This window comes from Vibrio sp. 1249-1, from assembly GCF_033340495.1.
Genome location: NZ_JAWOWJ010000361.1, coordinates 1 through 816 on the forward strand (window position 1 = coordinate 1; position 816 = coordinate 816).

The 816-nt window shown below is 45.6% G+C and carries 1 pseudogene; it reads left to right on the top strand.

What is annotated here, in order from left to right:
- Positions 1 to 676 (top strand): annotated as a pseudogene (locus tag R7Z50_RS26380) (phospho-sugar mutase); the annotation flags it as partial.
- Positions 677 to 816: the final 140 nt, after the last annotated feature.

An 816-nucleotide genomic window follows, 5' to 3' on the forward strand; every position in this document is an offset into this window, starting at 1 on the left:
ACTGGTCGGTAACACCATCGTGTCATCTCGTCTCTTGAGCAGCATCGCAAAAGCGCATGGCGCAGAGTATTACCAAACGCTAACAGGCTTTAAATGGCTAACCAACGTCGCGATGAGCCAAGAAACCGAGCAACATCCGTTCTTGTTTGCTTACGAAGAGGCGCTTGGCTACACCGTTGGCAATAAGGTGTGGGATAAAGATGGTTTGTCCGCGATTGTTGCGTTTTCGCAATTAACCGGAAAGCTCAAAGCACAAGGCAAAACACTGTGGGACAAGTTGGAAGCGCTTTACCGTCAACACGGTTTTTACTTTAACGCTCAGCGTAGTATTGCGTTGGATCCAAACTCACCACCAATTGGTGACAAGTTACGTGCAAATCCACCAAGCGAAATTGCAGGCAAGAAAGTATCGGTTACTGAGGACTTGAAAACTTCCGTTCGTACATTTGAGGATGGTTCAGAAGAGACGATTGATTTACCAGCAAGTGATGTGCTGATTTATCATCTTGAAGATAAATCTCGCGTAATCGTTCGTCCTTCTGGTACTGAGCCTAAGTTGAAATGTTACTACGAAGTCATCAGTGACTTCCCTGCTGACATGAGCTACGAGCAAGCGCAACAAGCTGCGGAAGCCAAAATGAACGCGCTGATCGACGCACACCAAAAAAGCTTGTAACCCTCTCAACAAGTTGTCATGAAAAGCTCATGACTACATACTAAAAGAGGCGCTATTCGCGCCTCTTTTACTGGATTCCTAACAAGCTAAACATCAGTAGCGACTATTCTGCGATTTCTTTTTGGAGGAAGTATTTGTGG